Annotated in this window: 7 protein-coding genes; 5 read left to right on the forward strand and 2 right to left on the reverse strand. The window is 71.4% G+C overall.

Features of this window, described 5'->3' with window-relative positions; translation table 11 throughout:
- Positions 1–1,304 (reverse strand): aldehyde dehydrogenase family protein (locus VGD70_RS09425; RefSeq protein WP_331080176.1); only part of this gene is annotated, 1,304 nt, incomplete at its 3' end.
- Positions 1,305–1,532: 228 nt separating this feature from the next.
- On the opposite strand from VGD70_RS09425, the gene VGD70_RS09430 reads away from it, so the two are divergent.
- The 5 genes from VGD70_RS09430 to VGD70_RS09450 all read left to right on the forward strand — a co-directional run bounded on the left by VGD70_RS09430 (position 1,533) and on the right by VGD70_RS09450 (position 9,547).
- Positions 1,533–2,930 carry an aspartate aminotransferase family protein gene (locus VGD70_RS09430; protein ID WP_331080178.1) on the forward strand — a complete coding sequence of 466 codons (1,398 nt, stop codon included), beginning with the start codon at positions 1,533–1,535 and terminating at the stop codon, positions 2,928–2,930.
- 64 nt (positions 2,931–2,994) lie between these two features.
- On the forward strand, positions 2,995–4,110 hold the full coding sequence (gene ald, locus VGD70_RS09435; protein ID WP_331080180.1) for an alanine dehydrogenase: 1,116 nt from the start codon (positions 2,995–2,997) through the stop codon (positions 4,108–4,110).
- A 49-nt stretch (positions 4,111–4,159) separates the two neighbouring features.
- Positions 4,160–5,626 (forward strand): APC family permease, encoded by a 1,467-nt coding sequence (locus VGD70_RS09440; protein WP_331080182.1) that lies wholly within the window; start codon positions 4,160–4,162, stop codon positions 5,624–5,626.
- A 104-nt stretch (positions 5,627–5,730) separates the two neighbouring features.
- Positions 5,731–8,682 (forward strand): aminotransferase, encoded by a 2,952-nt coding sequence (locus VGD70_RS09445; RefSeq protein ID WP_331080183.1) that lies wholly within the window; start codon positions 5,731–5,733, stop codon positions 8,680–8,682.
- Positions 8,683–8,740: 58 nt separating this feature from the next.
- Positions 8,741–9,547 (forward strand): aldo/keto reductase, encoded by an 807-nt coding sequence (locus VGD70_RS09450; protein ID WP_331080185.1) that lies wholly within the window; start codon positions 8,741–8,743, stop codon positions 9,545–9,547.
- A gap of 109 nt (positions 9,548–9,656) precedes the next feature.
- Here VGD70_RS09450 and VGD70_RS09455 read toward each other — a convergent pair whose 3' ends face one another.
- On the reverse strand, positions 9,657–10,502 hold the full coding sequence (locus tag VGD70_RS09455) for a transglycosylase domain-containing protein (protein WP_331080187.1): 846 nt from the start codon (positions 10,500–10,502) through the stop codon (positions 9,657–9,659).
- Between the last annotated feature and the right edge of the window lie 352 nt (positions 10,503–10,854).

Consider the following 10,854-nt stretch of genomic DNA (forward strand, 5'->3'; position numbering starts at 1 on the left):
ACGGTGCCGAAGTCGAGGCGCTTGGTCATCCGCATGGCCCGGCCGAAGTCGCGGGTCCAGACGCTGGAGGCCAGTCCGAGCTCGACGCCGTTGGCCCAGCGCACGGCCTCGTCCTCGTCGGTGAACCGCTGCACGGTGATGACCGGTCCGAAGATCTCCCGCTGCACCAGTTCGTCGGTCTGGCGCAGGCCGGCGACGACGGTGGGCTCGACGTAGAAGCCCCGGTCGCCCTGGCGGTGGCCACCGGCGGTGATCTGGGCGTGGTCCGGTGCCCGGTCGAGGAATCCGGTGACGTGCGCGAGCTGGTTGGCGTTGTTCACCGGGGGCACGAGGGCGTCGGCGTCGCCGGGGCCGTTCGCGTAGGTGGTGGTCGTCTTCCGCGCCTGTTCGCTCAGCGCGGCGACGAAGTCGTCGTGGATGCGCGGTGCGACGAGCACGCGGGTGGCGGCGGTGCAGTCCTGCCCGGCGGTGAAGTAGCCGGCCACGGCGATCGCCTCGGCGGCTGCCTCGAGGTCGGCGTCGTCGAACACCACGACCGGGGCCTTCCCGCCGAGCTCGAGGTGCAGCCGCTTGAGGCCGCGCGCGGCGGACTCCGCGACCTGCATGCCGGCGCGCACCGAGCCGGTGATCGCCACCAGCTGGGGGGTCCGGTGCTCCACCAGGGCGCGGCCGGTGTCGCGGTCCCCGCAGACGACGTTGAGGACGCCGGGCGGCAGGATGTCTGCGGCGAGCTCGGCCAGCCGCAGGGTGGTGACCGGGGTGGTGTCGCTGGGCTTGAGGACGACGGTGTTGCCGGCCGCGATCGCCGGGGCGAGCTTCCAGATGGCCATCATCATCGGGTAGTTCCAGGGCGTGACCTGTCCGACCACCCCGATCGGCTCACGGCGGATCCAGCTGGTGTGCCCGGCCATGTACTCGGCGGCCGCTTTCCCCTCCAGGGTGCGGGCGGCACCGGCGAAGAACCGGATCTGGTCGACCATCGGCGGGATCTCCTCCGAGGCGGTCAGCCCCAGCGGCTTGCCGGTGTTCTGGCTCTCCAGCGCCACCAGTTCCTCGGCGTGCTCCTCGACGGCGTCGGCGAACCGCAGCAGGGCCCGCTGCCGCTCGGCCGGGGTGGTGTCACGCCAGGTCTCGAAGGCGGCCGCCGCGGCCGCGTAGGCGCCGTCGACGTCCTCCGCCCCGGACACCGGAGCCGACCCGAACACCTCACCGCTGCTCGGATCCACCAGATCCGCCCGGCGTCCCTCCGCGGTGTCGACGTGCTCGCCGCCGACGAAGTTGCGCAGCTCGGGGTGCTTGCTCACAGGGATCCCTCTTCCGGGCGATGGAACGACGATAACGATTCGACCGGTATCGCCGCGTGATGTCAACGGATCTGATCGAACCGATGCCGTAATTCAACGGAAACAGTGGATCGATAGACACACAACCTGTACCGTCCGCTGGCGCAGGGAACCGGTGGCCCAGCCCACAGCAGCTGGCACTCGTTGCCCGGCACCCCGCACCGCACCCGCACAGCAAGGGACCCGAACATGACGATCACGCCGCAGTCGCCGACGGAGCCGCAGGCCGGCCCCTATGGCAAGCGCGCCCAGGACAACCTGTGGATGCACTTCACCCGTCACTCCACGTACGGCGAATCCGCCCAGGTACCGGTGATCGTGCGTGGTGAGGGCGCCTACATCTGGGACGAGCAGGGCCGCCGCTACCTCGACGGGCTGTCGGGGCTCTTCGTGGTCCAGGCCGGTCACGGACGCCGGGAACTGGCGCAGGCAGCGGCGCGCCAGGCCGAGGAACTGGCCTTCTTCCCCCTGTGGTCCTACGCGCATCCCCGGGCCGTCGAACTGGCCGAGCGAATCGCGCACCTGGCCCCTGGCGACCTCAACCGGGTCTTCTTCACCACCGGCGGCGGGGAAGCCGTCGAGACCGCGTGGAAGGTCGCCAAGCAGTACTTCAAGCTCATCGGCAAGCCGCTCAAGCACAAGGTGATCAGCCGGTCGGTCGCGTACCACGGGACCACCCACGGGGCACTGTCCATCACGGGTATCCCGGCGGCCAAGGAGGCTTTCGAGCCGCTGGTGCCCGGCGCCTTCAAGACGGCCAACACCAACTTCTACCGCGCCCCTGAACACGGTGACGACCTCGAGCGCTTCGGCCAATGGGCGGCCGACCAGATCGCGATCGCCATCGAGAACGAGGGCCCGGATACCGTCGCCGCGGTCTTCCTCGAGCCGGTGCAGAACTCAGGCGGCTGCTTCCCGCCGCCCCCCGGGTACTTCCAGCGGGTCCGCGAGATCTGCGACCGGTACGACGTCCTGCTGGTCTCCGACGAGGTGATCTGCGCCTTCGGCCGGCTGGGCCACGCCTTCGGCGCCCAGCGCTATGGCTTCCAGCCCGACATCATCACCTGCGCCAAGGGCATGACCTCCGGCTATTCGCCGATCGGCGCGATGATCGCCAGCGACCGGATCATGGAGCCTTTCCTCCAGGGCACGAACACGTTCGCCCACGGCTACACCTTCGGTGGCCACCCGGTCTCGGCCGCCGTCGCGCTGGCCAACCTCGACATCTTCGACCGCGAGCAGCTCAACCAGAACGTCCTCGACAACGAGGCCGGCTTCCGCGCGACGCTGGAGAAGCTGCTCGACCTGCCGATCGTCGGTGACGTCCGCGGAGACGGCTACTTCTACGGCATCGAGCTCGTCAAGGACAAGAACACCCGGGAGACGTTCACCGGCGACGAGTCGGAGCGGCTGCTGCGTGGATTCCTGTCGCGGGCGCTGTTCGAGGCGGGGCTGTACTGCCGCGCCGACGACCGTGGCGACCCCGTCGTGCAGCTGGCGCCGCCGCTGATCTGCGACCAGAGCCATTTCGACGAGATCGAGCAGATCCTCCGCGGCGTGCTGCAGGAGGCGTGGCAGGTCCTGTAGCCGCCGCCTGCCCCAGCCCGTTTCCCAGCGCCCGCGTGGCGCACGTCCTGAACAGGAATGTCACATGCGCGTCGGTATCCCCACCGAGGTCAAGGACAACGAGTACCGCGTGGCGATCACGCCCGCCGGTGTGCACGAGCTGGTCGGCCGTGGTCACGAGGTGTTCGTCCAGGCGGGCGCCGGGCTCGGCTCCTCGCTGCCGGACGGCGACTACGCCGCGGCCGGCGCGAAGATCCTCGACAGCGCCGAGGAGGTGTGGGGACAGGCCGAGCTGCTCCTGAAGGTGAAGGAGCCCGTCCCGGCCGAGTACCCGCTGCTGCGCCGCGACCTGGTGCTGTTCACCTACCTGCACCTGGCTGCGGACCGGCCGCTGACCCAGGCGCTGGCGTCCTCGGGCACCACGGCCATCGCCTACGAGACGGTCCAGCTGCCCGACCGCTCCCTGCCGCTGCTCGCGCCCATGAGCGAGGTCGCGGGACGCCTGGCTCCCCAGGTCGGGGCCGCGACCCTCATGCGCGGAGCCGGCGGGCGCGGAGTTCTCGTCGGAGGCGTCTCGGGCGTGTACGCGGCCAAGGTCGTCGTCCTCGGCGCCGGTGTCGCGGGGATGAACGCTGCGGCCATCGCGCTCGGTATGCAGGCCGAGGTGCTGCTGCTGGACACGAACATCGAGCGGCTGCGTGCGGCGGACCGCATCTACCAGGGGCACATGCAGACGGTCGCCTCCAACGCCTACGAGGTGGAGCGCGCCGTCGAGGACGCCGACCTGGTCATCGGCGCCGTGCTGGTGCCGGGCGCGAAGGCGCCGGTCCTGGTCAGCGACGACCTGGTGGCGCGGATGAAGCCCGGCAGCGTGCTGGTCGACATCGCCATCGACCAGGGCGGCTGCTTCGAGTCCAGCCGGCCGACGACGCACTCGGACCCCACGTACCGCGTCGGTCAGTCGGTCTTCTACTGCGTGGCGAACATGCCGGGGGCTGTGCCGCACACCAGCACCTACGCGCTCACCAACGTCACCCTGCCCTACGTCTCGGCCATCGCCGACTCGGGCTGGGCGGCGGCCGTGCGGCGGGATCCCGCGCTGGCCGCGGGCGTCAACGTCACCGGTGGCCAGGTCGTCTCCGCTCCCGTCGCGGAGGCACACGGACTTACGTCCACCGAACTCACCACCGCTCTGTCCTGATCCGTTGTGTCGGGCTGAGAAGACGCGGCCCCTGCCCCAGGAGATGTGAATGACCAGTAGCGAGCGCGGCCTGCGACAAGGAGCCCTCAGCGGGTTCGACTCGGTCGTCATGGCGGTCGCCGGGAACGCACCGGCATACTCCATCGCCGCCACGACCGCCGTGCTGATCAGCACCGTGGGCCCGGCCAGTCCCGCGGCGCTGCTGTACAGCGCGATCCCGATGCTCGGCATCGCCTGGGCGTTCAACTATCTGGGCCGCGCCGACGTCAACGCCGGCGCCAGCTACTCCTGGGTCGGCCGGGCGCTGCACCCGGCTCTTGGCTTCCTCAGCGGCTGGGCCCTGGTCGTCTCGGCGACGATCTTCATGGTCGCCGGGTCGTTGCCCGCCGGGCAGTTGACCCTCTCGCTGTTCAGCGACAGCCTGGCGAACAACACGGCGCTGGCCACGATCGTCGGGGCCGTGTGGTTCCTGCTCATGGTCGGGCTGGTCATAGCCGGGGTGACGGTAACCGCCAGAGCGCAGTGGATCATGACCGGCGTCGAGGTCGTGCTGTTGCTCGCCTTCGCCGTCCTCGGACTCGCCAGCCTCGGTGGCGACCGCGCCGGCGCCGACTTCTCGTGGTCGTGGTTCGGGCTGGACGGGTTCGGCGGCATGAGCGGCTTCGCGGCCGGCGCGCTCATCGCGGCCTTCTACTTCTGGGGCTGGGACGTCACGGCCAACCTCAACGAGGAGACCGAGGGGCGCGGCCGCCGTGCCGGGCTCGGCGGGCTGGTCGGCGTCCTCTTCGTGTTCGTGCTGTTCGAGATCTACACGATCCTCACGAACATGCTGCTGACGCCGGCGGAGATCGAGGGCGACACCGGCAACGTGCTGGCCCGCCTCGGCGACGTCATCCTGCCGGGGCCCGGCGGCAAGCTGCTGATCATCGCGGTCATGCTCTCCACGATCGCCACCCTGGAGACGACGCTGATCCAGGTCAGCCGCTCGCTGTTCGCCATGGGCCGGGACAACACGGTGCCCGCCGCCTTCGGCCGGGTGCACCCGATCCGCCAGACCCCGGTGTTCGCCACGGTGGTCGTCGCCGTCGTGTCGCTGGTCCTGTTCGCCGTCTCGAACCTGCTCGGCTCGGTGGCGGACGTGCTCACTGCCGCCATCAGCGCGCTCGGCCTGCAGATCGCCATCTACTACGGCCTGGCCGGGGTCGCCGTCGTGCTGGCCTACCGCAAGGTGCTGTTCAAGTCGGTGTCCAACCTGATCTTCATCGGGGTCTGGCCGCTGCTCGGTGCGGTCTTCATGTTCTGGATCTTCGTCGAGGCGCTGCCCACGCTGGACACCAGTACCAAGGTCGTCGGCATCGGGGCGCTGGCGCTGGGGCTCATTCCCATGGCGTGGTTCTGGTTCAAGGGTGTCGCGTACTACAAGACCCGGCCGCTGGAGACCTTCGCCGAACTCGAGACGGCGTCCCCGGCGCCCACCTCGGCTCACGAGGCCGTGGACACGCCCGAACCTGTCTAGTGCCCCCTGCGACGTCCCCTGCTCCGCGGGCTCGCGGCGCAGGGGACGTCGCGCGTCCTGGGCTCCCGGTTGCACCGACCGCACTCTCACCCCCGGAGGCTTCGATGCCGTCGTTCGACTTCTTCACCGCCGGCGCGTTGCCGGCGCCGGTCCTGGAGGAGCAGGCGGCCGCGGCGATCGCCGCCGAGCACTTCGGGCTCCGTGTGCGGGCGCGCTCGCTGGGCAGTCAGCAGGACGCCAACTTCCTGCTGACCGCGGCGGATCCTGACGACGGCGTCGTCGGCGTCCTGAAGGTCAGCAACGGTGCCTTCGGCCCGGCCGACATCGCCGCCCAGAGCGCCGCGGCCGAGCTCCTGGCCCAGCGGGTGGAGGGTCTGCGCGTGGCGACCACGGTGCCGCCCTCCGATGCCGCCGGTTCCGACACCGGTTCCCGGACGCTCACCCTGCCGTCGGGCGTCGACGTGGTGGCACGGGTGCTGCGCTACCTCCCGGGCGGCACGCTGAGCGGCTCGGGCCACCTCTCCCCGCGAACGGTCGCGGCGCTGGGCCGGCTGGCCGGTCGGGTGGTGGCAGCGCTGGGCGAATTCGTCCACCCCGCACTGCACCGCGTCCTGCAGTGGGATCTGCAGCACGCCGAACGGGTGGTCACCCTGCTTGCCCCGTGCATCCCGGACGACGGCCTGCGCGCACGGGTGCAGGAGGCGACGCGGATCCAGTGGGGCGGCCTGCAGGCCGTGGCGGCGCAGTTGCCCCATCAGGCCATCCACGGCGACCTGACCGACGACAACGTCGTCTGTGCCGACGCTGACGGCGTCCGGCTCCCGGACGGCGTCATCGACCTGGGCGACCTCACCAGGAGCTGGACCGTGGGTGAGCTGGCTGTCACGGTGTCCTCCCTGCTCCACCACGACGGTGCCGGCCCCGCCACGGTGTTGCCTGCGGTCGCGGCCTTCCACGCGGAGCGCCCGCTGTCCGACGCCGAGATCGAGGCGCTGTGGCCCTTGGTCGTCCTGCGCGGCGCGGTGCTGGTGGCCAGCGGCCACCAGCAGGTCGCTCTCGATGCCGCCAACGACTACGTCTCCGGGAACATGGAGCGCGAGCAGCGGATCTTCGACGTCGCCTCCTCGGCGCCCTCCGACGTGATGACCGCGCTGGTGCGCGCCCACCTCGGGCTGCCGGTCGCGCCGGCGCAGCCGCCGTCCGACGCCGGTCTGCTCGTGGAGCCGCTCGCCGCCGGCGAGAGCCTCGAGGTGCTGGATCTGTCGTCGACCGCCGACGCCCTCGACGGCGGTGCGTGGCAGCTCCCGGACATCGAGGAACGCCTGGCCGGCGAGGCGCTGGACGCGGGGGCGGTAGCCGTGGTCACCGCCTTCGGCCAGGGCCGCCTGACCCGGGCCGTGCCGCTGTCGGCGAGCCCTCCCGAGAACGTCGCGACGGGCGTCGACGCCTGGTGGAACCGCGAGGTGACCCTGCGGGCGCCGTGGGACGGCACCGTGGAGGACGGCGGCTGTCGGCTCCGCGGCCATGGGGTCGAGCTGTCGCTCCGCAGCACCTTGAGGACACCGCGGGCACGGGACGGCGCCGCCGTGCGTCGGGGTGACGCGCTCATGACCGTTCCGGCGCGGACCCGTTGCCGCATCACCGTGCGCTCGGTCGGGGAGGGGGACGTCGAGGAGGTGCCGTCCTTCGTCTCGGCGCAGATGCTGCCGGGGTGGCTGGCCGTCGTCGCCGACCCCAGCGCCCTGCTGGGGGCGCCGGAGCTCGGGAACGATCCAGCGGGGAACCTCCTGGCGCGCCGCGCGGCCTCCTTCGCGACCCTCCAGGAGCACTACTACTCCGCGCCGCCGCGCATCGAGCGCGGCTGGCGCGAGCATCTCGTCGACACCGACGGGCGGGTCTACCTCGACGCCGTCAACAACGTCGCCGTGCTCGGGCACGGCCACCTGGGCGTGGCCGACGCCGTGTCCCGCCAGCTGCGGCGGCTGAACACCAATTCCCGATTCCACTACTCCGCCGTCGTGGAGTTCTCCGAGCGGCTCGTCGCTCTGCTGCCGGAACCTCTCGACACCGTCTTCCTGGTCAACTCGGGGTCAGAGGCCAACGACCTGGCGCTCCGCATCGCCCTGGCCACGACCGGGCATCGCGACCTCGTGGCCGTCGGCGAGGCCTACCACGGGTGGACGTACGTCTCCGATGCCGTGTCGACCTCGAGCGCCGACAACCCCCATGCCGTCGGCACCCGACCCGCGTGGGTGCACACGCTGGACTCACCCAACCCCTACCGGGGCCTGCACCGTGGTGAGCATGCCGACCGCTACGCCCCGGAGGCGGTCGCGCGGATCGACGCGCTGGCTGCCTCCGGGGACACACCCGCGGCCTTCATCGCCGAGCCCGTCTACGGCACCGCCGGAGGGATGGTCCTGCCCCACGGCTACCTGGGTGCCGTGTACGGCGCGGTCCGTCGGCACGGCGGGCTCGCCATCGCCGATGAGGTCCAGGTCGGGTACGGGCGCCTGGGGGAGTGGTTCTGGGGTTTCGAGCAGCAGGACGTCGTCCCGGACATCGTCACCGTGGCCAAGGCGATGGGGAACGGGCACCCGCTCGGCGCCGTCATCACCTCCCGCCGCATCGCGGAGGCCTACCGCAACCAGGGGTACTTCTTCTCCTCCACCGGCGGCAGTCCCGTCTCCAGCGTCGTCGGCCTGGCCGTGCTCGATGCCCTGCGGGAGGACAGGCTGCAGGAGAACACCCGGGTCGTCGGCGAGCACTTCCGCCGGCGCCTGCAGGAGCTGGCGGAGCGCCACCCGCTCATCGGCACGGTGCACGGCCGAGGGCTGTACCTCGGGGTGGAGTTGGTCCGCGACCGGGGAACCCTGGAACCGGCGACCGAGGAGACCGCCGCGATCTGCCAGCGGATGCTCGAACTCGGCGTGGTGGTGCAACCGACCGGCGAGTGGCAATCGATGCTGAAGGTCAAGCCACCGATGTGCATGACGCGGGAGTCGGCCGACTTCTTCGTCGACACCCTCGACCATGTGCTGACCTGCGGCTGGTAACCATCGGGGCCGCGGGGAGCATCAGACGTTGGGGAACCCACCGAGCGAAGGGGCCGACATGGAGAACCGGAGCCTGGGCGGCGGCCGGGTCAGCGTGCCGGTGGTCGGGCTCGGCACCTGGCAGCGGCTCGAGGCCGCCGCTGCCGCCGGCCGGCACCGCGAGCTCATCGACACCGCCATCGCGGCCGGCATCCGGCTCGTCGACACCTCACCCATGTACGGCGCCGCCGAGCGCCTGCTCGCCGAGGCGCTCGAGGGCACGCGCGACCAGGTCGTCGTCGCCGACAAGGTCTGGACCCCGTCCCCGGAGGAGGGCGTCGCACAGCTCGCCCGCGCCGCGGACTGGTACGGCGGCCGCGTCGACCTCATGCAGATCCACAATCTCGTGGCCTGGCCCGAGCACCTCCCGATGCTCGAGGCCGCGCGGGATCAGGGGCTGGTCGGTCTGATCGGTGCCACCCACTACTCGGCGTCTGCCTTTCCCGAACTGGCAGAGCTCATGGCCACCGGCCGCATCGACACCGTCCAGGTGCCCTACAACCCGCTGCAGCGCGAGGTCGAGCACACGATCCTGCCGCTTGCCGACGAGCTCGGCCTCGGCGTCCTGCTCATGCGCCCGCTCGGCGAGGGGCGGCTCGTGCGCCGACAGCCCAGCCCGGCCGAGCTGGCGCCGCTGCGTCCCTTCGGTGTCACCAGCTGGGTGCAGGCCCTTCTCAAGTGGGGCCTCAGCGACCCGCGCGTCCACGTCTCCCTGGCCGCCACCGCCCATCCCGACCGGCTGCGGGAGAACGCCGCCGCCGGGTCGCCGCCGTGGTTCGGGCCGGAGGAGCGGGCATTCGTGCTGGATCTGGCCACAGCCAACTGACGAACCGGACACCCTGCCCTGGTCTCCCGGAGCGGCGGCTTCGAAGGACGCAACGGTCTCCACGGGGAGGCGCCTGGTGGGCAGCTGCGTCGCGGTTCTCACCCGCCGGTCATGATTGGGCGAGCCGCTGGGCGACCGACTGGGGCATGGTCGAGCAGGCGTCGGCGGATGACGCGCCGGCTGCATGCGTCGCCGCGGTGTCGTGGATGCCGATGGTGGCCACCGCGGCCTGCCAGCCGCCCATGCCCTCGAGCTCCGTGGGCACGTGCACATTGGCGGCGCCGTTGATGAGGTCCACCGCCTGCGGGTCGGCCTGCGGCCCCAGGTCGAGACCTCCGCCCGCTGCCCGCCGGACGCGGTCCGGGTCGGGCAGGACGCCCATCAGCTGATCGGCCTGGTACTGGGTCATGCTCCAGGGCGGTTCGCCGAAGTAGTACCAGCTGGCTGCGCAGATCCCGTACAGGCCGGTCCCGAACTGCGCGTAGTTGACGTAGAGCTCCATCAGCCGTTGAGGCGGCAGGCTCCAGCTCATCTCGCTGGCCAGCGCAGCCTCGATCGCCTTGCGGGCGGGGTCCTGGTGCGGCCAGAGGAAGATGTTCTTGGCCAGTTGCTGCGGGATCGTGGAGCCGGCCGGGTCGGGCTGCCCGGTGACGTAGGCCCAGGTCCGTGAGCGGAGCTGGGACACCGAGAAGGCTCCGCTGCGCGTGCCGAGTTGCTGGTCCTCGTGCGCGATCACCGCGGCGATGAGGTAGCGGCTGACGTGGTCCAGGGACGCGTACTGGTACACGACCGGCTCGCCGCTCTCCAGCATGAACGCCGTCCGCGGGGGAGCCCACCACCGCAGGCTCCCGATGAACGTTGCAACGACCAGCTGCAGGGCCAGGAAGGCGACCACGAGGCGCACCAGCAGGCGTCGCCGCCGGTGCAGGCGCGGGCCGGCCGCCGGTGGAAGCACCGGACGCCTCTGGAGCAATGGGTCGCCGGGAACCGGCGGATGTACGTACCCCGGCTCCGGTGAGGCGGGCCGGATGACGGTCGTGCGGGGTAGGGCCGCCGACCGCCAGGCTTGGCTCCCCACCGGCGCCGGCCACGGATCGGGAGCCGGCTCGTGCCGCGGGATGGCCCTGCGCATCCTGCTCCTCTCCGCACCTCGGGCGCAGTGGCGCAGTGCGGGTTCCGCTGGCTCAACGCTCGAGGTCCGCCCGCCGGTTCCGCGCCGGGCTTGGTCAGGCTCCGGAGCCAGGGCGGACTCCTCCGGCGGCGAGTCCGTGGGAGAGATTGTTGCCGCTCAAGGACCGGCCGGGACC

It is taken from the genome of Actinophytocola sp., from assembly GCF_036402745.1.
GTDB lineage: Bacteria > Actinomycetota > Actinomycetes > Mycobacteriales > Pseudonocardiaceae > Actinophytocola.

Bases quoted from the DNA above. Each gene is read 5' to 3' on its own strand.
- ald (WP_331080180.1), top strand. From the start codon at position 2,995: ATGCGCGTCGGTATCCCCACCGAGGTCAAGGACAACGAGTACCGCGTG.
- VGD70_RS09450 (WP_331080185.1), top strand. From the start codon at position 8,741: ATGGAGAACCGGAGCCTGGGCGGCGGCCGGGTCAGCGTGCCGGTGGTC.
- VGD70_RS09445 (WP_331080183.1), top strand. From the start codon at position 5,731: ATGCCGTCGTTCGACTTCTTCACCGCCGGCGCGTTGCCGGCGCCGGTC.
- VGD70_RS09430 (WP_331080178.1), top strand. From the start codon at position 1,533: ATGACGATCACGCCGCAGTCGCCGACGGAGCCGCAGGCCGGCCCCTAT.
- VGD70_RS09440 (WP_331080182.1), top strand. From the start codon at position 4,160: ATGACCAGTAGCGAGCGCGGCCTGCGACAAGGAGCCCTCAGCGGGTTC.